General features: G+C 66.0%; 28 protein-coding genes. 4 read left to right on the top strand and 24 right to left on the bottom strand.

Annotation, left to right across the window (positions count from 1 at the left end; translation table 11 throughout):
- Positions 1-18: 18 nt before the first annotated feature.
- Both wecB and ASD34_RS03370 read right to left on the bottom strand, forming a co-directional pair.
- Entirely contained in the window at positions 19-1,146 is a 1,128-nt protein-coding gene (wecB, locus tag ASD34_RS26970) for a non-hydrolyzing UDP-N-acetylglucosamine 2-epimerase (protein WP_082548490.1), read from the bottom strand.
- A 73-nt stretch (positions 1,147-1,219) separates the two neighbouring features.
- The gene (locus tag ASD34_RS03370) at positions 1,220-2,293 is read right to left on the bottom strand and encodes a polysaccharide biosynthesis/export family protein (RefSeq protein WP_082548500.1); all 1,074 of its coding nucleotides are present in this window, start codon (positions 2,291-2,293) and stop codon (positions 1,220-1,222) included.
- A 747-nt stretch (positions 2,294-3,040) separates the two neighbouring features.
- Here ASD34_RS03370 and mscL point away from each other — a divergent pair.
- On the top strand, positions 3,041-3,472 hold the full coding sequence (gene mscL / locus ASD34_RS03375) for a large conductance mechanosensitive channel protein MscL (RefSeq protein ID WP_056572707.1): 432 nt from the start codon (positions 3,041-3,043) through the stop codon (positions 3,470-3,472).
- An 18-nt stretch (positions 3,473-3,490) separates the two neighbouring features.
- Here the strand turns inward: mscL and pdxA are convergent, their stop codons facing one another.
- From pdxA to ASD34_RS03390, 3 genes are read right to left on the bottom strand one after another with little or no spacing between them, the layout of a single operon-like run.
- Positions 3,491-4,531: a 4-hydroxythreonine-4-phosphate dehydrogenase PdxA gene (gene pdxA / locus ASD34_RS03380; protein ID WP_056572709.1), complete on the bottom strand. Its 1,041-nt coding sequence runs from the start codon at positions 4,529-4,531 to the stop codon at positions 3,491-3,493.
- The gene (locus tag ASD34_RS03385; RefSeq protein WP_056572711.1) at positions 4,528-5,301 is read right to left on the bottom strand and encodes a Nif3-like dinuclear metal center hexameric protein; all 774 of its coding nucleotides are present in this window, start codon (positions 5,299-5,301) and stop codon (positions 4,528-4,530) included. Before ASD34_RS03385 ends, pdxA begins: the two co-directional genes overlap by 4 nt.
- On the bottom strand, positions 5,298-6,659 hold the full coding sequence (locus ASD34_RS03390; protein WP_056572712.1) for an MFS transporter: 1,362 nt from the start codon (positions 6,657-6,659) through the stop codon (positions 5,298-5,300). The genes ASD34_RS03385 and ASD34_RS03390 overlap by 4 nt, the downstream gene beginning before the upstream one ends.
- 291 nt (positions 6,660-6,950) lie before the next feature.
- On the opposite strand from ASD34_RS03390, the gene ASD34_RS03395 reads away from it, so the two are divergent.
- Positions 6,951-8,108 carry a S1C family serine protease gene (locus ASD34_RS03395; RefSeq protein ID WP_056572714.1) on the top strand — a complete coding sequence of 386 codons (1,158 nt, stop codon included), beginning with the start codon at positions 6,951-6,953 and terminating at the stop codon, positions 8,106-8,108.
- 117 nt (positions 8,109-8,225) lie between these two features.
- Here ASD34_RS03395 and tatC read toward each other — a convergent pair whose 3' ends face one another.
- The 9 genes from tatC to ASD34_RS03440 all read right to left on the bottom strand — a co-directional run bounded on the left by tatC (position 8,226) and on the right by ASD34_RS03440 (position 13,138).
- Complete coding sequence (tatC, locus tag ASD34_RS03400) at positions 8,226-9,044, bottom strand: twin-arginine translocase subunit TatC (RefSeq protein WP_056572716.1); 819 nt, start codon at positions 9,042-9,044, stop codon at positions 8,226-8,228.
- 73 nt (positions 9,045-9,117) lie between these two features.
- Positions 9,118-9,579, bottom strand: a complete 462-nt coding sequence (tatB, locus tag ASD34_RS03405) for a Sec-independent protein translocase protein TatB (protein ID WP_056572718.1) — start codon at positions 9,577-9,579, stop codon at positions 9,118-9,120.
- 19 nt (positions 9,580-9,598) lie between these two features.
- Entirely contained in the window at positions 9,599-9,847 is a 249-nt protein-coding gene (gene tatA / locus ASD34_RS03410) for a Sec-independent protein translocase subunit TatA (RefSeq protein WP_056572721.1), read from the bottom strand.
- Positions 9,848-9,912: 65 nt separating this feature from the next.
- A complete protein-coding gene (locus ASD34_RS03415; RefSeq protein WP_056572723.1) occupies positions 9,913-10,272 on the bottom strand; it encodes a histidine triad nucleotide-binding protein in 360 nt (119 codons plus the stop codon).
- Positions 10,262-10,651, bottom strand: coding sequence for a DUF4870 family protein (locus ASD34_RS03420; RefSeq protein WP_056572726.1), 390 nt, complete (start codon positions 10,649-10,651; stop codon positions 10,262-10,264). Before ASD34_RS03420 ends, ASD34_RS03415 begins: the two co-directional genes overlap by 11 nt.
- 25 nt (positions 10,652-10,676) lie before the next feature.
- The gene (locus ASD34_RS03425) at positions 10,677-11,069 is read right to left on the bottom strand and encodes a phosphoribosyl-ATP diphosphatase (protein WP_056572728.1); all 393 of its coding nucleotides are present in this window, start codon (positions 11,067-11,069) and stop codon (positions 10,677-10,679) included.
- Complete coding sequence (hisI, locus tag ASD34_RS03430) at positions 11,066-11,455, bottom strand: phosphoribosyl-AMP cyclohydrolase (protein ID WP_056572729.1); 390 nt, start codon at positions 11,453-11,455, stop codon at positions 11,066-11,068. Before hisI ends, ASD34_RS03425 begins: the two co-directional genes overlap by 4 nt.
- 41 nt (positions 11,456-11,496) lie before the next feature.
- Positions 11,497-12,282: an imidazole glycerol phosphate synthase subunit HisF gene (hisF, locus tag ASD34_RS03435; RefSeq protein ID WP_056572731.1), complete on the bottom strand. Its 786-nt coding sequence runs from the start codon at positions 12,280-12,282 to the stop codon at positions 11,497-11,499.
- A gap of 22 nt (positions 12,283-12,304) precedes the next feature.
- Positions 12,305-13,138, bottom strand: coding sequence for a D-hexose-6-phosphate mutarotase (locus ASD34_RS03440; protein WP_056572733.1), 834 nt, complete (start codon positions 13,136-13,138; stop codon positions 12,305-12,307).
- Between the two features lie 133 nt (positions 13,139-13,271).
- Here ASD34_RS03440 and ASD34_RS03445 point away from each other — a divergent pair, with 133 nt between their 5' ends.
- Both ASD34_RS03445 and ASD34_RS03450 read left to right on the top strand, forming a co-directional pair.
- The gene (locus ASD34_RS03445; RefSeq protein ID WP_056572736.1) at positions 13,272-14,579 is read left to right on the top strand and encodes a dicarboxylate/amino acid:cation symporter; all 1,308 of its coding nucleotides are present in this window, start codon (positions 13,272-13,274) and stop codon (positions 14,577-14,579) included.
- Between the two features lie 11 nt (positions 14,580-14,590).
- Positions 14,591-15,493 (top strand): amino acid ABC transporter substrate-binding protein, encoded by a 903-nt coding sequence (locus tag ASD34_RS03450; RefSeq protein WP_056572738.1) that lies wholly within the window; start codon positions 14,591-14,593, stop codon positions 15,491-15,493.
- A 21-nt stretch (positions 15,494-15,514) separates the two neighbouring features.
- On the opposite strand, the gene ASD34_RS27400 is transcribed toward ASD34_RS03450, so the two are convergent.
- The 10 genes from ASD34_RS27400 to murA form a co-directional block, all read right to left on the bottom strand.
- Positions 15,515-15,655 carry a hypothetical protein gene (locus ASD34_RS27400; RefSeq protein ID WP_157609617.1) on the bottom strand — a complete coding sequence of 47 codons (141 nt, stop codon included), beginning with the start codon at positions 15,653-15,655 and terminating at the stop codon, positions 15,515-15,517.
- A gap of 20 nt (positions 15,656-15,675) precedes the next feature.
- On the bottom strand, positions 15,676-16,419 hold the full coding sequence (gene hisA, locus ASD34_RS03455) for a 1-(5-phosphoribosyl)-5-[(5-phosphoribosylamino)methylideneamino]imidazole-4-carboxamide isomerase (RefSeq protein WP_056572740.1): 744 nt from the start codon (positions 16,417-16,419) through the stop codon (positions 15,676-15,678).
- A 63-nt stretch (positions 16,420-16,482) separates the two neighbouring features.
- Positions 16,483-17,142 carry an imidazole glycerol phosphate synthase subunit HisH gene (hisH, locus tag ASD34_RS03460; protein ID WP_056572742.1) on the bottom strand — a complete coding sequence of 220 codons (660 nt, stop codon included), beginning with the start codon at positions 17,140-17,142 and terminating at the stop codon, positions 16,483-16,485.
- Positions 17,143-17,161: 19 nt separating this feature from the next.
- Complete coding sequence (gene hisB, locus ASD34_RS03465) at positions 17,162-17,779, bottom strand: imidazoleglycerol-phosphate dehydratase HisB (protein ID WP_056572744.1); 618 nt, start codon at positions 17,777-17,779, stop codon at positions 17,162-17,164.
- Positions 17,776-18,879: a histidinol-phosphate transaminase gene (gene hisC / locus ASD34_RS03470; RefSeq protein ID WP_056572746.1), complete on the bottom strand. Its 1,104-nt coding sequence runs from the start codon at positions 18,877-18,879 to the stop codon at positions 17,776-17,778. Before hisC ends, hisB begins: the two co-directional genes overlap by 4 nt.
- Positions 18,876-19,256 (bottom strand): hypothetical protein, encoded by a 381-nt coding sequence (locus ASD34_RS03475; RefSeq protein WP_056572748.1) that lies wholly within the window; start codon positions 19,254-19,256, stop codon positions 18,876-18,878. Before ASD34_RS03475 ends, hisC begins: the two co-directional genes overlap by 4 nt.
- A 10-nt stretch (positions 19,257-19,266) precedes the next feature.
- Positions 19,267-20,094, bottom strand: a complete 828-nt coding sequence (locus ASD34_RS03480) for a hypothetical protein (RefSeq protein ID WP_056572750.1) — start codon at positions 20,092-20,094, stop codon at positions 19,267-19,269.
- 37 nt (positions 20,095-20,131) lie between these two features.
- Positions 20,132-21,454: a histidinol dehydrogenase gene (gene hisD, locus ASD34_RS03485; RefSeq protein WP_056572752.1), complete on the bottom strand. Its 1,323-nt coding sequence runs from the start codon at positions 21,452-21,454 to the stop codon at positions 20,132-20,134.
- A gap of 11 nt (positions 21,455-21,465) precedes the next feature.
- On the bottom strand, positions 21,466-22,107 hold the full coding sequence (gene hisG, locus ASD34_RS03490; RefSeq protein WP_056572753.1) for an ATP phosphoribosyltransferase: 642 nt from the start codon (positions 22,105-22,107) through the stop codon (positions 21,466-21,468).
- Complete coding sequence (murA, locus tag ASD34_RS03495; protein WP_056572755.1) at positions 22,104-23,393, bottom strand: UDP-N-acetylglucosamine 1-carboxyvinyltransferase; 1,290 nt, start codon at positions 23,391-23,393, stop codon at positions 22,104-22,106. Before murA ends, hisG begins: the two co-directional genes overlap by 4 nt.
- Between the last annotated feature and the right edge of the window lie 38 nt (positions 23,394-23,431).

Below are 23,431 nucleotides of genomic sequence, written 5' to 3' on the forward strand. Positions count from 1 at the left end.
AAGAGGAATGAATACGGGTCAAGCGACGAGCAAGGCCTGCGCGATACGCTGGCAGGCTTGGCCATCGCCATAAGGGTTGTGGGCAAAAGCCATGGCTTCGTAAGCCTTCGAATCGGTCAAAAGGATATGGGCCTGCTTAACTATGCGGTCTACATCCGTTCCTACAAGCTTGACGGTCCCAGCAGCTACGGCTTCGGGACGTTCGGTTGTGTCACGCATCACAAGAACGGGTTTTCCAAGCGACGGCGCCTCTTCTTGAATGCCGCCCGAATCTGTCAGGATAAGAGTAGCGCGGTCCATCAGATAAACGAAGGGGAGGTAGTCCAGAGGCTCAATCAGGTGTACGTTGCTTATCTTGGCGAGCAAGCGGTTCACGGGCTCCTGCACTTGCGGATTGAGGTGGACTGGATAGATCACCTCGACGTCTTGATGATCTTGAGCGATGCGTGCCAGTGCTTCACAGATGCGCTCAAAGCCTCCACCGAAATTTTCCCTCCGATGACCAGTGACAAGCACAACGCGCTTTGAGGGGTTGATGAAATCAAAGGACTGCCTAAACTCGTTTTGCAGCGAGACATCGCCCCTGATTTTTTCGCGGACTTGCAAGAGTGCATCTATGACGGTATTTCCAGTCACATACACATGAGCAGGCGCCACGCCTTCCGCCAAGAGGTTGTCGCGCGAAGTTTGGGTTGGCGCAAAGTGCCAGCGTGCCAGCACGCTTGTCAGCTTGCGGTTGGCCTCTTCTGGCCATGGCGAATAGAGGTTACCGGTGCGCAGACCGGCCTCTACGTGCCCTACACTGACGCGCTGGTAAAAGGCTGCCAGCGATGCAGCAAAGGTGGTGGAAGTATCGCCATGCACCAGCATCACGTCCGGCTGCGAATCGCGTAATACATCTTTCAAGCCACGCAACACGCCGCCTGTAATGTCGGTCAGGTCTTGACCGGGCTTCATAAGGTTGAGATCGAAATCCGGCGTAATTTCAAACAACTTGAGCACCTGATCCAGCATTTGACGATGCTGCGCAGTGACGCACACCTTGGCATCAAACGCGGGATGAGCCTGAAGGTACGTAACCAACGGCGCCATCTTTATGGCTTCAGGTCGCGTGCCGAACACGAGCAGAATCTTTTGGGCATGCATAGCGTAAGAGCGCGAGGTGCGCCGTGTTGTGTCAGGGAAGCAAAGGTCTGACCGTCGTCAGTTCTTGAAAGAATCAGCGGTGCCTGACGTAGACCTCACTGGCGTTATTGACCACCTGCGCCGACGGCAAGATCAAGCTGACCACACGGTTCCACTTGACCAACGGCACCGGGTCAACGTACACAACGTCGTGTGACTGCAACCGGAACTGGCTTGCCAACGCCAAGGTCGCCGGATTCTTGGCGTTCAGATGAAAGATGGCCGGTGCGCCCGTGGCGCCTTGACGAATCACGTAAATCTGGCCCGCATTGGAGGTGGTCGTCATCGGGCCGCCCGCCTCGCCCAAGGCCTCGCTCAAACTCAAACGGCCGTTGCTGCGCATGGACAGAGCAACGGGCGCCATGATTTCACCCATGACGAAGACCTTGGAGTCTTCCCGGTGCGCCACACGGACGGTGTCGCCGTTCTTCAACGGAATGTTGTTTCCGTCATAGCCAGCCTCACGCAGCCGGGTCATATCGATCGGAACTGAGCGGCCATCGCGAATGAGCGTGACGGCCGAGCGATTGGCATTGGCCGTCATACCGCCGGCCCGGTTGATCGCTTCGTTCAGCGTCATGGGCACGTCCGTGAAGATCTGCGACCCCGGAACACGCACCTCGCCTTCCACATAAGCGCGACGGCTTCGGAAGGACTGAATACGCACCGTCACTTGCGGATCGCGAACGTGCGGCCGCAGTAGTTTGCCGATCAGGTCGGACGCATCACCTTCGCTTAGCCCTGCCACTCGTACGCGTCCGATGTAAGGAAAGGCAATCTCACCGTCGGCATCGACGATGAAGCCCGGTGCCACCTGCACGCCGGTCGGGTCGGCCGACTGCGAAATCACGGCACCCGCGTTGGGCAGCAATTCGGGGTGGTCATACACGATGACGCCCACGACGTCGCCCGATCCGATGGTGTAGCGAGCGCCCTTGCCAAACAGAGCCTGCACCTCAGGCGGCACGTCCTTGGGCGACACCTCCGCCAGGGTGCGCACCAGCGCCAACGAAATGGGGGTGATTTCGCCTTCGGGCGCTTCGTCGGGAAGGTAGCGGAACTGGGACGGCAACTCGCCGCCTGCTTCGTACGGTTCAACCGAGCCCATGCCTGGCACCACGGCACAGCCCTGGAGCAACACCGCGCCGGCAAGCGCTACCCACGCGAGGGCTTTCGCATTTCTTCTCAATTCAGGTCCCTTGAAAGTCAGTCAGTCGTATCAACAAAGAAGCGGCGAAAGAACAATTCCCGGAGGCATGCGAGGCTCGCACATCTGGTCTGTTGTATCGCGCTTCTTTTTCAAACACTTGTGATCGCCACCACTACGCGGCACCATTTATGTAAAAATTTGAACAGCCATAGTCGCGCTGAACCGGAAAATTCAGGCAACTGAGGTGCAGAATTCATCGCGAAGTCACGCAAGAACCTGGCGCCCCCGAGACGAATGCGCTCTGACAAACAAATGTTCTAAGGTCGACTGCGCGCGGCCGCTCCCCACTGCTCCCCTCTCATCGTACCAGTGCGGTGCCCTGTCAATGGGCCCTCCGCCGGCCACCAGGGTGCTTCCAGATCGACTGTTCAGTGCGTCCGGGCCTTCTTCCCAAGCGAAAAATGCGGCGCGTCCGGCTGGTTTTACCCAGGCGTCGAAATTGGAAACAAGACGTTCCAAAACGCAGCTAGCTACAGGTGACTACGGAGATTGGGTACCCACCATCCGGTCCAGACAGGCTCCACTGGCGGCCATCCCTGAGTTGCGGCCCAGCATCACCCGCCGTGCCCGCCAGCCTTGGCGCACTGCATCCGCAGGCATACTGGCAACCCTTTCAACAGCAGGTCTTCAGCACCCTTACCGATCATGAGCATCCTCAGCGAATTCAAGGAGTTTGCCGTCAAAGGCAACGTCGTCGACCTCGCCGTCGGCGTGATCATCGGGGCGGCGTTCGGCAAGATCGTCGACTCGCTCGTGGCCGACATCATCATGCCGCTCGTGGGCATGGTGTTTGGCAAGCTCGACTTCTCGAACCTCTACGTGATCCTGGGCACGGTCCCACCGGGCGTGACAAATACGCTCGCGGAACTGAAGAAAGCCGGCGTTCCGGTGCTGGCGTACGGCAACTTCATCACGATTGCCGTCAACTTCGTGATCCTTGCCTTCATCATCTTCATCATGGTCAAGCAGATCAACAAGCTGCGCAAGACCGAAGAGGCCGCGCCCGCCGCACCGGCCGCCACGCCTGAAGACATCACGCTGCTGCGCGAGATCCGCGACAGCCTGAAGCGCTCCTGAGCCTTTCTGGCCGCGCGCTCAGGCGCCGGCCAGCGTTCGCGCCATGCGCAGCGCTTCGACGAGGCTCGAAGCGTCGGCCACACCCTGGCCCGCGATGTCGAATGCGGTGCCGTGATCCGGGCTGGTCCGCACCAGCGGCAGCCCGAGGGTCACGTTCACGCCCTTCTCCACCCCGAGGTACTTGACCGGGATCAGGCCCTGGTCGTGGTACATCGCGATCACCACGTCGAACTCGCCGCTGGACGGCACGCCAGCCTTGGCGCGCGCGCGCATGAAGACGGTGTCGGGCGCATGCGGGCCGTGAGCATCGATGCCTTCGGCGCGCGCGGCCTCGATGGCCGGCGCGATGATGGTGCGCTCTTCCGAACCGAACAGTCCGCCCTCGCCCGCATGCGGGTTGAGGCCGGCCACACCGATGCATGGCATGCGTCCGAGCGCGTGGGTCAGTGCGCGATGGGTGATGCGCAGCGTGTCCAGCACGCCGTCGAAACGCACGGCCTCGATGGCGTCGCGCAGCGACATATGGATGCTCACGAGCACGGTGCGCAGCTCGTCGTTGGCCAGCATCATGCGCACGGGCACGTCGGCCACAGTGCGGCCCAGGTGGGCGGCAGCCTCCGCCTGCAGCAATTCGGTGTGGCCCGGGTAAGGAAAGCCGGCCGCGGCCAGCGCTTCCTTGTGCAGCGGCGCGGTGACGAGGGCCGAGATTTCGCCGCGCAACGCGGCACGCGCAGCCCACACCACGCACTCACCGGCGGCGCGACCGGCCTCGGCGCTGATGCGCCCTTGTTCGATGCCCTTCGGCGGCGCAATCACCTGCAGCACCGGAATGCACCCCGGCGGCACGGTGGCTGCTTCGGCCGCGTTGGCGATCTCCACGACAGGCCAGGCCAGACGTCCCAGCGCGGCAAGCGCCTGAGAGGCGCTGCGCAGCGTGCCAACGTCGCCGGCCACGAACGCGCCGCGCACAGCGTCAGGCGCGTCGCGGAAAGCCTTGGCAATGATCTCGGGGCCGATGCCCGCGGGGTCGCCGAGCGTGATCGCGATCGGCGCCTTCATGCCGGGTTGTCGATGTCGATGAATTCGTGCTTCAGCCCGAGCTGCGCCGCCACATGGGCCGCCACGGCCTGCGCGCCGTAGCGCTCGGTGGCGTGGTGGCCACAGGCCAGGAAGGCCACGCCCAGCTCGCGGGCGTAGTGCGCCTGCGGCTCGGAGATCTCGCCGGTAATGAAGGCATCGGCGCCGGCCGCAATGGCGGCCTCGAAATAACCCTGGGCGCCGCCCGTGCACCACGCAATGTTCTTGATCGGACGATGGGCCGTGTCGACCAGCGTGACGGACCGTTTCAGCACCTTCTCGACATGGGTCGCCAGGGCCTTCGCGCTGGCGAAGTTCTCGCCGTTCTCGCGCGCGCCCAGAAAGCCCAACTCTTGCTCGCCAAAGCGGCCTGCCGACCCCGGATGCGCCACGAGCCCCAGCTGCAGGCCGAGCTGCGCGTTGTTGCCCAGCTCGGGGTGCGCATCGAGCGGCAGGTGGTAGGCAAAGAGGTTCACGTCGTCGCCCAGCAGCAGGCCCAGGCGCTGCTTCATCCAGCCAGTGACGCAGCCGTCCTGGCCGCGCCAGAACAGGCCATGGTGGACGAAGATGGCATCGGCCTCGGCGTGGATCGCGGCCTCGATCAGCGCGCGGCTGGCGGTCACGCCCGAGACGATCTTGCGGACCACGGTGCGCCCTTCGACCTGCAGGCCGTTGGGTCCGTAATCCTTGAAGCGCCCGGGGGCCAGCAGCAGGTCGAATGCGTGAAGCAGTTCGTGGCGTGTGGTGCTCATCGCGACATTGTCGCGCTCCCCGCGGCCGGCGTGCCAACGCGCATCGGGTGGCCGCGCATGGCCAGGGGCCACAGGGCCAGCAGGAAGCCCAACGCCGCCAACGCGGCGACGTAGTGCGCCGGCGCCATGGGATCGCGTTGCAGCCAGAGCGTGAGGATCACCGGGGTCAGGCCACCGAAGACGGCATAGGACATGTTGTAGGCAAACGAAAGCCCCGTGAAGCGCACCGGCGCCGGGAACGCCCGCACGCCCGCGATCGGCACGGTGGCGATGGTGCCCACGAACAGGCCGACCAGCCCGTAGTGCCAGAACAGCGTGGCCGGCGTGCCCGGCAGCCCGGTGTAGAACAAATAGGCGGTGACAAAGAGGCCACCCCAGCCGACCAGCATCACCGCGCGCGTGCCGATGCGGTCGCTGGCCCAGCCGACGATCACACAGCCGACGGTCAGGGTCAATGTGGCGAGTGCGTTGGCTTCGAGCGCCAGCGCGGCCGGAATGTGGTGCACCTTCTGCAGGTAGGTGGGCGTGTACAGCACCACCACGACGATGGCGGCCGACAGCACCCAGGTCTGCAGCCCCACGTACACGCTCGCCAGGCGGTGCTCGCGCAGCACGGTGCGCAGCGGCAGCTCGCGGGCGACCGTCTTGCGGCCGGCCAGCTCCTTGAAGACCGGCGTCTCGTGCAGAAAGCGCCGCAAATAGACCGAGAACAGCCCGAACACCCCGCCGAGGATGAAAGGGATGCGCCAGGCGAAGTCGTTCACCTGCTCAGGCGAGTAATGGCGGTTGACGGCCACGGCCACCAGCGAGCCCAGCAGGATGCCGCCGGTGATGCCCGAGGTCAGCGTACCGATGCCGAAGCCGTAGCGCTTGGCCGGCACGTGCTCGCCGACGAACACCCAGGCACCAGGCATCTCGCCGCCGATCGCCGCACCCTGGAGCACGCGCATCGCCAGCAGCAGCAGCGGCGCCGCGACGCCAATGCTCGCGTAGGTGGGCAAGAGGCCGATCACGAGTGTGGGCGCCGCCATCAAGAAGATCGACAGCGTGAACATGCGCTTGCGCCCCAACAGGTCGCCGAAGTGCGCGATGACGATGCCGCCGACGGGCCGCGCGAGGTAGCCCGCGGCAAAGATGCCGAAGGTCTGCAGCTGGCGCAGCCAGTCGGGCATGTCGGCAGGGAAGAACAGCGCGCCCAGCACGGTCGCGAAGAAGACGTAGATGACGAAGTCGTAGAACTCGAGCGTCCCGCCGAGGGCGGACAGGGCCAGGGTCTTGTAGTCGCGCGCATCGAGCGTGCGCGCCGGAGCGGGCGTGGCGGCGTTCGCGCCGGCCGCGTAGGTAGCTTCTGAAGTCATGGCAGGAAGGGCATCGTGGCCGCTCGCCTGCCTTGGAACCGGATAGGGACAGAGCGTGGCGCGCCGACGAAAGAATCGCCTGGCCGCGTTTGCCGGGTGGGCAGCGCGGGAGGCCTGAGGGGGTGATCCGGGTCGGATCGGCTGTCGATACTAAGGGTTACCCCCTATTAACGCGCCAGAGACTGCCCAATCTCGACCCGGCCGCGCGGTCTATGGCGCCGGCGGGTTGAGGGACAATTGCAACCGGCGCCCTCTTTCAGCGCTTTACCAACGCTCTTCCTCCAAGCTTTCATGAAACGCACCTGGCTGCTCTTTGCCCAAGCCGTGACCGTCCTGCTGGCGGCCTATTTCGTCGTCGCGACGCTCAAGCCTGAATGGATCCACAAGCGCTCGACCTCGCTGGGCGGCGTGGTGTCCATCGTCGAGGCCCCCAGCGGTGCGCCGGTCGCGCCTGCGCCGGGCAGCCTGAGCGCGGCGGCCAAGAAGGCATCTCCGGCGGTTGTGAGCATCAACACCAGCAAGGCCGCGCAGCGCCACCCGCGCAGCAACGATCCGTGGTTCCGCTTCTTCTTCGGCGACCAGGCCGACCAGCCCCAGGTGGGCCTGGGCAGCGGCGTCATCGTGAGCACTGACGGCTACATCCTCACCAACAACCACGTGGTCGAGGGCGCCGACGAAATCGAAGTCACGCTGAATGACAGCCGCCATGCGCGCGGCAAGGTGATCGGCACCGACCCCGACACCGACCTGGCCGTGCTCAAGATCGAGCTCGACAAGCTGCCGGTGATCGTGCTGGGCAACTCCGACCAGCTGCTGGTGGGCGACCAGGTGCTGGCCATCGGCAACCCCTTCGGCGTCGGCCAGACCGTGACCAGTGGCATCGTCTCGGCGCTGGGCCGCAACCAGCTGGGCATCAACCAGTTCGAGAACTTCATCCAGACCGACGCGGCCATCAACCCCGGCAACTCGGGCGGCGCGCTGATCGACGTCGACGGCAACTTGCAGGGCATCAACACCGCGATCTATTCGCGCTCGGGCGGCAGCATGGGCATCGGCTTCGCCATCCCGGTGTCGATGGCCAAGATCGTGCTCGAGGGCATCGTGAAGGAAGGCCAGGTGCGCCGCGGCTGGATCGGTGTCGAGCCGAGCGACCTGTCGCCGGAACTGGCCGAGACCTTCGGCGTGAAGGCCGACGCGGGCGTGATCATCACTGGCGTGCTGCAGAACGGCCCCGCCGCCAAGGCTGGCATCCGCCCGGGCGACGTGATCACCTCGGTGGGCGAGAAGAAGACCGACAACGTGCAGGCCCTGCTGACCGCCGTGGCGGGTCTGAAGCCGGGCGACACCTCTCGCTTCGCGCTGCAGCGCGGCACCGACAAGATGGAACTGGACGTGACGCCGGGGCTGCGACCGAAGAGCCCGATCCGGCAGCAGTTGCCCAACGAATAGCGGGCAACCCAACGCGGGAAGCGGCTTCGGCCGCGGGCCGGACAGACAACAAAAAAGCGGCTCTCCGGCCGCTTTTCTTTTGGACATCCCGCCAACGCGGGACCGATCGGTTCGGAATCAGGAAGTGCCCGAAGACCCCGAACCCGCGCCCTCTTCCTCGCCCTCGGGCGCCTTGCCTGCTGCCGCGAAGTAGCGCGCCCCGATGATGCCCACTTCGTACAGCAGGCACATCGGCACCGCCAGCGCGAGCTGCGACACCACGTCGGGCGGCGTGAGCACTGCGGCCACCACGAAGGCGATCACGATGAAGTAGCCGCGGAACGAGCGCAGCTTCTCGATGGTGACCATCTCGAAGCGCACCAGCAGCATCACCACGATCGGCACCTGGAAGGCCACGCCGAAGGCGATGTACAGCGACAGGATGGCCTCGACGTAGGACGAGATGTCGGGCGTGGCCGCCACCGCGGCAGGCGTGAACTTCTGGATGAAGCCGAACATCTTGTCCAGCACGAACAACTGCACGAAGGCGATGCCGCCGTAGGCCAGCATGCTTCCGAAGAAGATCAGCGGCAGTGCAAAGCGCTTTTCGTGGCTGTACAGGCCCGGCGCGACGAACATCCAGGCTTGGTACATGAGCCAAGGCAATGCCAGCAGTACGGCCGCCATCATCAGCACCTTGAGCGGCACGAAGAACGGCGAGAACACGCCGATGGCGATCAGCTTGGCGTCCGGCGGCATGTGCGCGCGGATCGGCATGGCGATGATGTCCATGAGCCCGCTCGGGCCAGGCCAGATCGCCAGCAGCACGCCCGCGACCACGAGGCCGTAAACGCAGTACAGCAGCCGGTCCCGTAGCTCGACCAGGTGCTGCACGAACGGCTGTTCGGTGCCCGCCAGCTCGTCTTCTTCTTTGTTCTTGTTGTCGGAATCGGCCATGGGGAAAGGAGAAAGCGTGGGAGACACAGGCGCACGGGGCGCCCGGGAACGCCGCGGGGCGTGCGTGTGGGCGTCAGTTGATCTTGTGGGGTCGGAAGCGGGCGACCCGCGCCGCGCCCGACAGCGCCTTGGTTCGCACGCCGTTGCGCGCCTTGTACCAATTGGGCGTGGCGCCCTGTTTCAGGCGCCAGTTCTTGCGGGGATGCCTGTATTCGGGCGCCGCCTGCTCGGGCTCGGCCAGCGCCGACAAGGTGTCGCCGGACTCGCCGGCGAACTGCTTCTCGAACTCGCTGGCGCCGGTGTGGATGCTGTGCTCCACGTCGCGCGCCGCGTCCTCGACCGTGGTCTTCATCTTGCGAAGCTCGTCGAGCTCCATGGAACGGTTGACTTCGGCCTTGACGTCGTTCACGTAGCGCTGCGCCTTGCCGAGCAGGGCGCCCACTGTGCGTGCCACGCGCGGCAGCTTCTCCGGCCCGATCACGATCAGCGCCACGACGCCGATGAGCGCCAGCTTCTCAATGCCGAGGTCGATCACGGATGTGTGCCTGCGGTGCTCAGGACTTCTGGCGCGCTTCGACGTCGATCGTCGACTTGTCGCTGTTGACCGGCTGGCCGGTCACTTGCTGCGTGGGGGCCGGTGCAGCAGCGGAGGCGTCGGGGGCCGAGCCGTCCTTCATGCCGTCCTTGAAACCCTTGACGGCGCCACCGAGATCCGAACCCATGTTCCGCAGCTTCTTGGTGCCGAAGATCATGACCACGACGAGCAGCACGATCAGCCAGTGCCAGATGGAAAAAGAACCCATGGAGAACTCCTAAGAATGTGTCCGATTTTAGTCGGGGGGAATGTGACAGTTTGGCTTAACCCTGATCAGCCACGAAGCCAGGGCCGGGGACCGCCCATGACGTGCACATGGAGATGGTGAACCTCCTGTCCGCCTTCGGCACCGGTGTTCACCACGACGCGGTAGCCGCCTTCCGGATAGGGCCTGCAGCCCTGCTCCAGCGCCAGCTGGGGGGCCAGCGTCATGATCTTGCCCATGAGCGCCGAATCCTCGGGCGTGAGCTGCGCCATCGAGGCGATGTGCTTCTTGGGCACCAGCATGAAATGCACGGGCGCCCAGGGCGAGATGTCGTGGAAACCGAACAGGTCGTCGTCTTCGTAGACCTTGCGCGAGGGAATCTTGCCTTCGATGATTTTGCAGAAGACGCAGTTCGGATCAGATGACATCTTTGGGTTCCATGGGACGGCCGTCGTTCATCCGGATCATGCCTTTCACGATCCGGTAGAGGAACCACAGCGAAATCAGGCTCCAGGCGATCCAGCCCGGCACGAACAGCAGCAGCCAGAGCCACGAGGTGACGATGTACAGCAGGCCGGCCCACAGCACGGAGCGGATGCGCCAGCTGAAGTGCGAGGCCTGCCAGGTGCCGGCCGCGTCGTCGCGCTTGACGAAATCGATCAGCAGCGCGATGAGCAGCAGCAACACGGAAGCCTGCGCGCCCGGCACGACCGCACCGATGGCCACGATCAGGTGCAGCACGTAGCTGACCCAGCCCCAGGTCTTGAGGGAGTCGTCGGGTTCCACGTTCACGATGTCATTGGCCATGGTCGGTGCCCTTTCAATCGATCATTCAGTCGTTGGACGCTTCGCGGGCCTGCACCTTGCGCAGGGCTTTTTCCTCGATGCCGCTGGTGCCCTCGCGGCGCTCGAGCTCCGCGACGACGTCGGCTGGCGAGAAACCGTAGTGGGCCAGCGCCACCATGGTGTGGAACCACAGGTCGGCCACTTCGTTCACTATTTTCGAGCGGTCGCCGCCGTGGTCGGCGTCCTTGGCGGCCATCACGACCTCGGTGGCCTCCTCGCCGATTTTCTTGAGAAACGCGTCGGGGCCCTTGTGCAGCAGCCGGGCGACGTAGCTCTTCTCGGGGTCGCCGCCGTTTGCGGGCAGGCGGCTCTCCAGCACCGCGGCCAGGCGGGCGAGTGCGTCGGAGGTGTTGTGGGCGTCGTTCACTGTGGCGCTCATTTGTAGATCGATTCCGGGTCTTTCAAGACCGGTTCGACCACGGTCCACTGGCCCTTTTCGTATTTGCTGAAGAAGCAGCTGTGGCGGCCGGTGTGGCAGGCGATGCCGGGCTCGTGGCCGAGCTGGGTCACCTTGAGCAGCACGACGTCGTTGTCACAGTCGAGGCGGATCTCATGCACGGTCTGCACGTGGCCCGATTCCTCGCCCTTGAACCACAGCTTGTTGCGCGAGCGGCTGAAATACACCGCACGGCCCAGCTCGGCGGTCTTTTCGAGCGCCTCGCGGTTCATCCACGCGAACATGAGCACGTCGTTCGTGCCTTGCTCCTGGGCGATCACGGGCACCAACCCGTTCGCGTCCCACTTCACTTCATCAAGCCAATTCATGGGGATATTGTCGAGGATAGGAAAGACCCTTTGGACCCGTCTCAAGCGTCGATGCGCACGGGAATTCCGCGCTCGGCCATGCGGGCCTTGGCTTCGCCCACGGTGTGCTCGCCGTAGTGGAAGATGCTCGCGGCCAGCACCGCGTCGGCGCCGCCCTTCTGGATGCCGTCGGCCAGGTCGTCGAGATTGCCGACGCCGCCCGAGGCGATCACTGGCACGTTGACGGCGTCGCTCACGGCGCGCGTCAGCGCGAGGTCGAAGCCGCTTTTGGTGCCGTCGCGGTCCATGCTCGTGAGCAGGATCTCGCCCGCGCCGCGGCGCGCCATCTCGGTCGCCCACTGCACCACATCGAGACCGGTGTTCTTGCGCCCGCCGTGGCTGTAGACGTCCCAGCCCGCGCCGCGCGTGGCGGCGTCTTCGGGGCTGCGGCGCTTGGCGTCGATGGCGACCACGATGCACTGCGAGCCGTACTTCTGCGCCGCGTCGCTGATCACCTGCGGATCGGCGATGGCGGCGGAGTTGAAGCTGGTCTTGTCGGCGCCCGCGTTGAGCAGCCGGCGCACGTCGGCCACGGTGCGCACGCCGCCGCCCACGGTCAACGGAATGAAGACCTGCGAGGCCACCGCTTCGATGATCGGCAGGATGAGGTCGCGGCCGTCGCTGGTGGCCGTGATGTCCAGGAAAGTGAGCTCATCGGCGCCCTGCGCGTTGTAGCGCGCGGCGATTTCGACCGGGTCGCCGGCATCGCGCAGCTCGAGGAAGTTGACGCCCTTGACGACGCGACCGCCGGTGACGTCGAGACAGGGAATGATGCGTTTGGCAAGCATGGGAAATTGAACCGGAAGAAAATCAGAGAACGCGGAGCTGTTGCCAGCCCTGCCATTGGGCGCCGGGGCCCAGCACGACGGGTTCGTCGATGCGGGCCGCCTCGACGCAGAGCATGTGGCGAAAGCCCTCTGCGGGCATGTCCGCGAGTGTCGCACCGAGCGCGGCGCCGGGGTTCCAGACCACGGTTTCGGTGCAGGTGTCGCTCTGGGTAATTTCGAGCGTGCCGCCGGGCTGCACCAGCCGCAGCGGCTGCGCCGGGGCGCTGTAGACACTGTCGAACTCGGCATCGAACTGCAGCGCGGCGGCCGTTTCGGTCTGGCGGACGTCGCGCACGGCGTCCCAGCGCGGCGCGCCCTGCAGGCCTTCGAGGCGCGCCGTGGCGATGTCGTCCACGCGCAAGTAGGTGTGTAGCGCGGCCGAGAACGGCCAGGGCGCGTCGCCGGTGTTGGTCAGGGTGAGCGCGGTGCGCAGCTGGCCGGCCGCGAGCGTGGCGTCCATCCGCGCCTCGAAGGCATGCGGCCAGAGCCGGCGGGTGGCCTCGTTGTCGCGCAGCACGAGCCGCAGCGTGTCGGGCGCGCCCGATTCCTCGCGAATCCAAGGCAGATTGCGCATGAAGCCATGCTTGGGGAGCATGCCGCGCTGGTTGAACTGGGGGCAGCACAGGGGAATGCCGCCGCGGATGGCTGTTTGGCCGTCAAAAACGGCCTTCGGACTCAGATACAGTCGCTCCCCACCGCGGGCCGGGGCCCAGGAAAGCACCTGGGCGCCGTGCAGCGCGACCGTCAGGGTGCTGCCATCGGCCGCCTCGGCGTGCAACGCCGGCTGGCCTCGAAACTCGATCGAGCGGATGTCCATGTGAGGAATTGTAGGCAGCCGCCGCATCCTGGCAGCGGGCCATTGCGTGGCTGCGCCTTTCTTGGATACCCTGTGGCGGGTCGGTCCCGTGCACTCGAAAAGAACCACTCTCACACGACTCAAGGGGATACGCATGAAGAAAAAGCTGCCGATGGCCGCCTGGATCCTGATTGCCATGGTGCTCGGCATCATCGTTGGCTACATGATCTTCACGAGCTTTCCTGACAAGAAGGCCGCCAAGGAGGTCGCCGACTACGTCTCCATCATCTCCGACGTCTTCCTGCGCCTGATCAAGATGCTGATCGGCCCGCTGGTGTTCTCCACGCTGGTGGTGGGCATCGCGCACATGGGCGACGCCAAGTCGGTCGGCCGCGTGTTCGGCAAGGCCATCGGCTGGTTCCTCACCGCCTCGCTGATCTCGCTGGTGATTGGCCTGGTCATGGCCAACCTGCTCAAGCCCGGGGAGAACCTGGGCCTGCCGCTGCCCGACATCGGCGCCTCGGCCAACCTGGCGACCAACAAGTTCACCTTCAAGGACTTCGTGAGCCACACGGTGCCCAAGTCGTTCGTGGAGGCGATGGCCAACAACGAAATCCTGCAGATCGTGGTGTTCTCGATGTTCTTCGGCGTGGCACTGGCCTCGCTCGGCGACAAGGCCAAGACGCTCGTGGCCGCCATCGAAGAGCTGTCGCACGCGATGCTCAAGATCACGGGCTACGTGATGAAGCTCGCACCGCTGGCGGTGCTGGCCGCCATGGCCGCCACCGTGGCCGTGAACGGGCTGGGCATTCTCATCAAGTTCGCCGTGTTTATGCGCGACTTCTACCTGGGCCTGTTCGTGCTGTGGGGCGTGCTGATCATGGCCGGCCTGCTGTTCCTCGGGCCGCGCGTGTTCAAGCTGCTGGTGCTCATCAAGGAGGCCTTCCTGCTGTCGTTCGCCACCGCGAGTTCCGAAGCCGCCTACCCGAAGATCCTGCAGGCGCTCGACCGTTTCGGCGTGAAGCGCAAGATCTCCAGCTTCGTGATGCCGATGGGCTACTCGTTCAACCTCGACGGCTCGATGATGTACTGCACCTTCGCCGTGCTGTTCATCGCGCAGGCCTACGACATCCACATGCCGATCAGCACACAGATCACCATGCTGCTGATCCTGATGCTCACCTCCAAGGGCATGGCCGGCGTGCCGCGCGCCTCTCTCGTGGTGATCGCTGCCACACTCAACCACTTCGACATCCCCGAGGCCGGCCTGCTGCTGATCCTGGGTGTCGACACCTTCCTGGACATGGGCCGCTCGGCCACCAACGCGGTGGGCAACTCCATCGCCACGGCCGTGGTCGCCAAGTGGGAGGGCGAATTGCTGTCCGAGAGCGACGCCGAAGCCAACGCCAAGGTGCTCGACGAGGAAGCTGCGGCCACCCTCGCCCATCCGGCGCACGCGTGAGGCACGCGGCCATGCAACGCCCTGCCCGCCTGCTCGCCGCCTGGGTCCTGTCGCTGCTGGCCACGGCAGCGCTGGCCCAGGAGCAGGCGCCCACCATGCTCAGCGGCACGCTGGCCAAGGTGCGCGCGAGCGGCACGATCGCCATCGGTTACCGCGAGGCCTCGGTGCCTTTCTCGTACCTCAATGCGCGCAAGGAGCCGATCGGCTATTCCATCGAGCTGTGCCGCGCGCTCGTCACCGCCATCGAGGACACGGTCAACAAGAGCCTCGCGATCCAGTGGGTGCCGCTCACCTCCGACTCGCGCATCGACGCGGTCGTCAGCGGCCAGGTCGACCTCGAATGCGGCTCCACCACGAGCAACCTCGAGCGCCAGAAGCGCGTGGCCTTCTCGCCGACGATGTTCGTCTCGGGCACCAAGGTGCTGGTGAAGAAGGGCGCGCCGATCCGGTCGTTCCGCGACCTGGCCGGCAAGAAGGTGGCCGTGACGGCCGGCACCACCAACGAAAAGACGCTGCGCGACCTGTCGCAGAAGTTCAAGCTCGACATCGACCTGAAGGTGGCGCGCGACCATGCCGAATCGTTCGCGCTCGTGAAGGAGGGCCAGGCCGACGCCTTCGCCACCGACGACGTGCTGCTCTACGGCCTGATCGCCCGCGACGCCGCCAAGGCGCAGTACGAGGTGGTGGGCGACTTTCTCTCCTACGACCCCTACGCCGTCATGTACCGCAAGGGCGACGCGCAGCTGAACAAGGTGGTGATCGATACCTTCCAGGTGCTGGCGGAAGACGGGGAGATCCACAGGCAGTACAAGCGCTGGTTCATGCGCAAGCTGCCCTCGGGGGAAAGCCTCAATTTGCCGATGAGCGCGCAGCTGGAAACGATCATCCAGACGATGGCAGTGAAGGCCGAGTAAGGCCCGCGCCTGCCCTTTTCTTTACCGCGTCGGCCACTCCCAACGCGGAATCTCGCTCAGGTCGAGGTTCGCGATGCGGGTCTTGACGAAGCGCTTTTCGAGCACCACTGGTGCCAGGCGGCGCAGCGAGCGGCAATTGGCAATGGCGAGCGCGCAGAGCACGCGCCGCTACGGAAAAAGCGTCAGGCGCCGGCCAGCTCGTCCGCGCGGGCTTGCGCTGCGGCAAAGTCGAGGTCGCCCGAGTAGATGGCGCGACCGCAGATCACGCCTTCGACGCCCTCGGGCTCGACCGCGCAGAGCTGGTCGATGTCGGCCATGTTCGACAGGCCGCCCGAAGCGATGACCGGGATGGTCAGCGCCTGCGCGAGCTTGACGGTGGCGTCGATGTTGATGCCCGAGAGCATGCCGTCGCGGCCGATGTCGGTGTAAATGATCGACTCGACGCCGTAGTCCTCGAACTTCTTGCCCAGGTCGGCCACCTCGTGGCCCGTGAGCTTGCTCCAGCCGTCGGTGGCGACCTTGCCGTCCTTGGCGTCCAGGCCCACGATGATGTGGCCGCCGAAGGCGCTGCAGGCGTCCTTCAGGAAGCCGGGGTTCTTGACCGCGGCGGTGCCGATGATCACGTAGCGCAGGCCGTCGTCGATGTAGCGCTCGATGGTGTCGAGGTCGCGGATGCCGCCGCCGAGCTGCACGGGGATGTCCTCGCCGACTTCCTTCAGGATCGCCTTGATGGCCGCATGGTTCTGCGGCTTGCCGGCAAAGGCGCCATTCAGGTCGACCAGGTGCAGCCGGCGCGCGCCGGCCTCGACCCATTTGCGGGCCATGGCGGCGGGGTCTTCGCTGAAGACCGTGGATTGGTCCATGTCGCCCTGCTTGAGGCGAACGCAGTGGCCGTCTTTGAGATCAATGGCGGGAATGAGGAGCATGGAAGTGACGCGAGTGCGCGAAAGCCGGGCTATGAAGGGTTCGGCCCGGTCGGGAAAAAGGGTTCAGGGAGTCCAGTGGAGGAAGTTGCGATATAGCTGCAGCCCGTGGTCCGCACTCTTCTCCGGGTGGAACTGGGTGGCAAAAATGTTATCGCGTGCGATGGCAGCGGTAAAGCATGCCCCGTAATCCGCCTCGCCTACGCTGTGCCGGGCATCGGCCGGACGCGCGTAGAAGCTGTGCACGAAATAGAAGTAGCTCTGGTCGGGAATGCCCGCCCATACCGCGTGCGGCTGGGCCTGGCGCACCTGGTTCCAGCCCATCTGCGGCACCTTGAAGCGGCTGCCGTCGGGCTGCAGGCGCCCGGCCAGGTCGAACTTGATGACCTCGCCGGCAATGAGCCCCAGGCCATCGGTCGGGCCTTCGTCGCTGCGCGACAGCAGCATCTGCATGCCCACGCACACGCCGAAGAGCGGCTTGTTGGCCGCGGCCTCGAGCACCGACTCCTGCAGGCCCGAGTCGCGCAGCTCGCGCATGCAGTCGGGCATGGCGCCCTGCCCCGGCAGCACCACGCGGGTGGCCTTGCGCACCACGTCCGGGTCGGAGGTGACGAACACCTCCACGCCCACCTGGTCGGCCGCATGGCGCACCGCCTGCGACACGGAGTGCAGGTTGCCCATGCCGTAGTCGACGACGGCGACGGAATTGACTGCTACAGATTTCATAGCTGTTCGCGGACGGAGGTCAGAGCGAGCCCTTGGTCGAGGGAATGACGCCGACGGAGCGCGGATCGAGCTCCAGCGCGCCGCGCATGGCGCGGGCGAAGGCCTTGAACACCGTCTCGCACTGGTGGTGCGCGTTCACGCCCTTCAGGTTGTCGATGTGCAGCGTGACGAAGGCGTGGTTCACGAAGCCCTGGAAGAACTCGTAGGTGAGCTGGCTGTCGAAGGTGCCGATCATTCCGCTGGTGAAGGGCACGTGCATCACGAGGCCCGGGCGGCCCGAAAAGTCGATGACGACGCGGCTGAGCGCTTCGTCCAGCGGCACGTAGGCATGGCCGTAACGGCGGATGCCCTTCTTGTCGCCAATGGCCTGGGCCACGGCCTGGCCGAGCGTGATGCCCACGTCTTCCACGGTGTGGTGGCCGTCGATGTGCAGGTCGCCCTCGCAGTCGATGTCCAGGTCGATCAGCCCGTGGCGGGCGATCTGGTCGAGCATGTGGTCAAAAAAGCCGATGCCCGTGGAGAGCTTGGCCTTGCCGGTGCCGTCGAGGTTGACGCTGACCGTGATCTTCGTCTCGGCGGTGTTGCGGGAGACCGTCGCGATGCGATCGGTGCTGCCCGGGGTCGTGGGGGTGGTCATAGTGAGGCTTCGAGCGCCGCCAGCATCTTCGCGTTCTCGTCGGCCGTTCCGACGGTGAGGCGCAGGCAGTTGGCGAGCAGTTCATGCATTTTAGAAACGTTCTTCACCAGCACCCCGCGGGCCTTCATGCCCTCGAAGGTCTGGGTGGCATCGGGCACGCGCAGCAGGATCATGTTGGCGTCGCTGGGCCAGGTCTTCACGCCCGGCAGCCGGGCCAGCGCGGCCATGAGCTGGTCGCGCCCTTCGCGGATCTGGCGCGCCTGGGTTTCGAACACTTCGGCGTGCTCCAGCGCGAACAACGCGGCTTCGCAATTGAGCACGCTGATGTTGTAGGGCGGACGCACCTTGTCGATCTCGGCGACCAGCGCGGCGGGGCCCATGAGGTAGCCCAGGCGGATGCCGGCCAGGCCGAACTTGCTCAGCGTGCGCATCAGCAGCACGTGGCGGTGCTTCGCGAGCCGGTCGATGTAGCTGCGGGCGGCGAAGGGCTGGTAGGCCTCGTCGATCACCACCAGGCCACCCTGCGCGCCCTGGGCCTGCACGATCTTCTCGATGACGGCGTCGTCCCAGAGGTTGGCGGTCGGATTGTTCGGGTAGGCGAGGTAGACGATGGCGGGCTTCTCGCGCGCGATGGCGGCCAGCATGGCGGCCTCGTCGAGTTCTAAGTCGGCCGTGAGCGGCACGCCGACGAAGCGCAGGCCCTGCAGCTGGGCGCTCATGGCGTACATGACGAAGCCGGGCACGGGCGCGAGCACGGCGGCGCCGGGCTGGTCGCAGGCGATGCCGAGCAGCGAGATCAGTTCGTCCGAGCCGTTGCCCAGCATCAGCCCGAAGCCTTCGGGCAGGCCCGCGTGCGTGGCCAGCGCGCGCTGCAGGTCGGCGCCGCGGTCGCCGGGGTAGCGGTTGAGCGCCAACGCGCCCAACCGCGCCCCCAGTTCGGTCTGCAGCGCGGGCGGCAGGCCGTAGGGGTTCTCCATCGCGTCGAGCTTGAGGAAGCCGCGCGCGTCCTGCACCGCGTAGGCGTGCATGGCGCGCACGTCGGCGCGGATGCGGTCGAGCGGCAAACGGGTGTCGGAGGCGGAAGAATCGGAAACGGTCATCGGGTGCAGCGGTAGCTGTTGCGGAGGGCGCCGGCCATGACCAGTTGCACGGGCATGTCGGCTTCGTAGCTGTCGGCGTTGCGGCTCAGCTCGGTCTGGTAGAGCGAGCGGGCCATCGAGGGTTCGAGGCGGCGGCCCTCGATGCAGAACGGCGGCACCTGGCCGTTGCGTTGCGACGATTCGACGCCCTCGCGCAGGCCTTCGAGCACGCCGACGAGGTAGTAGCTGGCGTAGGCCTTGCCATCCTTCTCGTTGGCTTCGAGCGTGCGCAGCTCACGGATGCTCATCGCCTGCGCACTGACGCCGACCGCACCGGCCGCCAGGGCGAGCAGCAGCGCCGGCAGGCGCGGCAACAGCAGGACGGCAGCGCGTTGCATGGCTCGCTGCTTACTTTCGGTAGCGCGGCGGCGGCGCATACGCGCCGTCGGCCGGGAACGCGCTGGGCTGCGAAGGCGAGGCGTCGCGGCGGTTGCGTCGCGGTGCATTCGGCTCTTCGAGCTCGAACAGCGCGGCGCCGATCACGCCGATGTTGCGCACGTCACCGGCCTCGGTGTTCGCGGCGTAGGCGCGGCCCGGCGCGGCGAAACGGAAGGCAGCCACTTCGCTCTGGCTCTTGCGGAAGCCCTCGATGTTCAGGGTCTGCTGCGGGCGCAGCACGTAGCCACCGTTGCGCAGGCTGCCGGGCTTGCCGTTGAGCACGTCCAGGCCGTCGACGGTGGCGATCACTTCGTAGCTGCGGTCGCTGAGGTTGCGAAAGCGCAGCGTGTAGCGCGCGCCTTCGACGCCGGCGAGGCGGAACATGTCATTGCCGCTTCGACGTGCGCGCTGCAGCGGCAGCGGGCGGTCGTTTTCGTCGAGCACCGACCATTCGATGTCGCCCTGGGCCAGCTGCAGGTTGAGCCGGCGCTCGGGGTTGCTGCCCGCGTCGCGGCGCACGCTGGCCGCGTCGTTGTAGCCGATCGAGGCCACGTCGTCGGGCTGGTCGGACAGGCGCTTGGCAGCCACCGTGCGGGTCTTCGACTCGATGCCTTCGCCCCATTGCGTGCCGAGCTGGGCCGGCGCCGGTGCGGGCTTTGCAGCACTGGACGTGGCCGCCATCGCCGTCGTCTCGGCGCGGTTCTGCGGCATCTGGGTGCAGGCGGCCAGCAAGGCGGCGCCGGCAACGAGGCCAGTGGCGAAGCGGAAAAATCGCGAACGATAGAGGCGTTGAATCATCTGGCGTGCTCCTCCCTGAAGCGGGGTTCTTGGAGCCTCAGATCTTACGCAGGCGCATCCGCGCGGCTTCGGCGTGGGCCTGCAGGCCCTCGCCTTCGGCCAGCGTGACCGCGATCGGGCCCAGCACCTGGGCGCCGGCCTCGCTCACTTCGATGAGGCTGGAGCGCTTCTGGAAGTCGTAGACGCCCAAGGGGCTCGAGAAGCGCGCCGTGCCGCTGGTCGGCAGCACGTGGTTCGGGCCGGCGCAGTAATCGCCCAGGCTCTCGCTCGTGAAGTTGCCCAGGAAGATCGCGCCGGCGTGGCGCAGCAGCGGCTCCCAGCGGTGCGGTTCGCTGCTGCTCACTTCCAGGTGTTCGGGTGCGATGCGGTTGCTGATCTCGCAGGCCTCTTCCATGCTCTTCGTGTGGATCAGCGCGCCGCGGCCATTGAGCGATGCAGCAATGATGTCCGCGCGCGGCATGGTCGGCAGCAGGCGGTCGATCTCGGCCTGCACGCGGTCGATGTAGGCGGCGTCGGGGCACAGCAGGATGCTCTGGGCCAGTTCGTCGTGCTCGGCCTGGCTGAACAGGTCCATGGCCACCCAGTCGGGCGGCGTGGAGCCGTCGGCCAGCACCAGGATCTCGCTCGGGCCCGCGATCATGTCGATGCCCACGGTGCCGAACACGCGGCGCTTGGCGGCGGCCACGTAGGCGTTGCCGGGGCCGGTGATCTTGTCGACCGCCGGGATCGTGGCGGTGCCGTAGGCCAGTGCGGCCACAGCCTGAGCGCCGCCGATGGTGAAGCCGCGCGTCACGCCGGCCACGTAGGCGGCGGCGAGCACGAGCTGGTTCTTCTCGCCCTTCGGCGTGGGCACGACCATGATGATTTCGCCCACGCCCGCGACGTGCGCGGGAATGGCGTTCATCAGCACGCTCGACGGGTAGGCGGCCTTGCCGCCCGGCACGTAGATGCCGACGCGATCCAGCGGCGTGACCTTCTGGCCGAGCAGCGTGCCGTCGGCGTCGCGGTAGCTCCAGCTTTCGCCCGACGCTTTCTTCTGCGCCTCGTGGTAGCTGCGCACGCGGCGCGCGGCGGCTTCGAGCGCGTCGCGTTGCACGGCCGGCAGCGCTTCGAAGGCGGCCTTCAGTTCGGCCTGGGTCAGCTCCAGCTCGGGCAGCGTCTTCGCATCGAGTTTGTCGAAGCGGTTCGTGTACTCGAGCACCGCCTCGTCGCCGCGCTTTTGCACGTCGGCGAGGATGTCGGCCACCACCTTTTCGATGGCGGCATCCGCGTCCGCGGACCAATGCAGCCGCGCCTTGAATTCAGCGTCGAAGCTGGCTGAGTTCGTGGACAGTCGGGCGGGGGCTGCTTGCAGAGTCATGTGCGTGAGGTTCAGGCGGAGGGAATGGCAGACGCGAAGGCGTCGATGATGCGGCGGATGGGTTCGCGCTTGAGCTTGAGCGCGGCCTGGTTGACGACCAGCCGTGCGCTGATGTCCATGATGCGCTCCACCTCGACGAGGTGGTTGGCCTTGAGCGTGTTGCCGGTCGAGACCAGGTCGACGATGGCGTCGGCCAGGCCCGTGAGCGGCGCCAGCTCCATGCTGCCGTAGAGCTTGATCAGGTCGACGTGCACGCCCTTGCTGGCGAAGAAGTCGCGCGCCAGGCCCACGTACTTGGTCGCCACGCGCAGGCGCGAGCCCTGCTTCACGGCCGAGGCGTAGTCGTAGTCGTTGCGCACCGCCACGCTCAGGCGGCAGGCTGCGATGCGCAGATCCAGTGGCTGGTACATGCCCTGGTTGCCGTTTTCGAGCAGCACGTCCAGGCCGGTCACGCCCAGGTCGGCGCCGCCGTACTGCACGTAGGTCGGCACATCGGAGGCGCGCACCAGCACCACGCGCACGTCGGGGCGGGTGGTTTCGAGGATGAGCTTGCGCGACTTCTCGGGGTCTTCGGTGACCTCGATGCCGGCGGCGGCCAGCAGGGGCATCGTCTCTTCGAAGATGCGGCCTTTGGAAAGGGCCAGGGTGATCATGCGGCGGCTCCCGTCACGCGTTCGATGTCGGCGCCAAGGCCGCGCAGTTTCGATTCCATTCGGTCATAGCCTCGGTCGAGGTGGTAGATGCGGTCGATCAGTGTCTCGCCGTCGGCCACCAGGCCGGCGATGACGAGGCTGGCGGAAGCGCGCAGGTCAGTGGCCATCACGGTGGCGCCCGAGAGCTGCTGAACGCCCTCGACCATCGCGACCTTGCCCTCGACGTGGATGCGCGCGCCCAGGCGCACCATCTCGTTCACGTGCATGAAGCGGTTCTCGAAGATGGTCTCGGTGACCATCGAGGCACCGCGCGCGATCACGTTCAGCGCCATGAACTGGGCCTGCATGTCGGTCGGGAAGCCGGGATATTCGGTGGTGCTGAAGCTCTGCGCCTTCAGATGGTCGTAGGCCGGGCCTTGCGAGCCGATGCGGATGCCGTCGGGCTCGGCCGCGACGGTGCAGCCGGCGTCGCGCAGCTTGTCGATCACGGCATCGAGGTGGTCGCCTCGCGCATGGCGCAGGAAAGCCTCGCCGCCCGTGGCCGCCACGGCGCACAGGAAGGTGCCGGCCTCGATGCGGTCAGCCACCACGGCGTGCTCGCAGCCGTTCAGCTTCTCGACGCCCTGGATGCGGATGTGGCTGGTGCCGTGGCCTTCGATCTTCGCGCCCATGCGGATCAGCATCTCCGCCAAGTCGACGATCTCGGGCTCTTGCGCAGCGTTCTCGAGCAGCGTCTCGCCCTCGGCCAACGCGGCGGCCATGAGGAAGTTCTCGGTGCCGGTGACGGTGACCATGTCGGTCAGGATGCGTGCGCCCTTCAGCCGCGTGCGGCCCTCGGGCAGGCGCGCGACCATGTAGCCGTGCTCGACCAGAATCTCGGCGCCCATCGCCTGCAGGCCCTTGATGTGCTGGTCGACCGGCCGCGAGCCGATGGCGCAGCCGCCGGGCAGCGAGACCTTGGCGTGGCCGAAGCGCGCCAGCAGCGGGCCCAGCGCCAGCACCGACGCGCGCATGGTCTTCACGAGTTCGTAAGGGGCCTCGGGATTGCCGAGCTCGCCGGCGTTCAGGCGCACCGTGCCGTTGTCGTCGCGCTCGGCCGTCACGCCCATGTTGCGCACCAGCTTGAGCATGGTCGACACATCCTGCAGGCGCGGCACGTTGTGCAGCACCACGGGCTGGTCGGTCAGCAGCGCTGCGCACAGCTCGGGCAGCGCGGCGTTCTTGGCGCCGGAAATGAGCACTTCGCCGCGAAGCTCTCGCCCGCCGCGAATCAGAAGTTTGTCCATGAAGGATCCAGCGAAATCAGGAGGCCCGCAGGGGCCAG

The organism is Variovorax sp. Root473 (assembly GCF_001426505.1).
Classification (GTDB): Bacteria; Pseudomonadota; Gammaproteobacteria; order Burkholderiales; family Burkholderiaceae_C; genus Variovorax.